Source organism: Rhizobacter sp. P3_B12 (genome assembly GCF_056402895.1).
In genome coordinates this window covers 1-529 of sequence record NZ_JBFUGN010001786.1, presented here as the reverse complement: position 1 = coordinate 529, position 529 = coordinate 1, and the positions used below count along the sequence as shown (strand labels likewise).

The following is a 529-nucleotide window of genomic DNA, read 5'->3' as shown; positions in this document are numbered from 1 at the left end:
CTGCTCCTGCGATTGCGCCTTCGCYTGCGCCTTCTTCACCAGCACGCCGGCGATCGGCCCGAGGTGGGCCGTCAGCACCTTGCGCGACTGCGTGACCATCTCGTCGGTCAGCGCATGGTGGCCGGTCGGCAGCGACGGGTTCACCGGGTGCGCCGACGCCTGCGTGCCGGTCGCGCCCAGCTTGGCGGTGAAGCGCGCGCGGTCGGCATCGCTGCCCAGGTGCTCGCACACCTTCGCCGCAAGGCTCGGCAGGTCGGTGCTGAAGCGCGCCGCATTGCGCACCAGCACCTTCGCGACCGGCCCGACGAACGAGGCCAGCGCCAGCTCGACGCGGGCGAGCGTCTGCGGATCCCAGCCGGTCGGCGCCGCGGTCGTGCGGACCGATCCGGCCGACCCGGCCGACAGCACCGCCGTCGGCGCATGCGGATCGGCCGAGGGCGGCGCCGGCCGCGGCGGCGCCATGATCACCGTCGTCTCCGATTCGTCCTCGGTCGACGGCAGCACGCGCCGGGCGAGCGCCTGGCGGAAC

At 74.4% G+C, this 529-nt stretch carries 1 protein-coding gene; it reads right to left on the bottom strand.

Annotated features, from left to right (window positions below):
• The coding region (locus tag AC1D01_RS38220) for a DUF8082 domain-containing protein (protein ID WP_477875234.1) at positions 1 to 529 on the bottom strand (529 nt) is incomplete at both ends.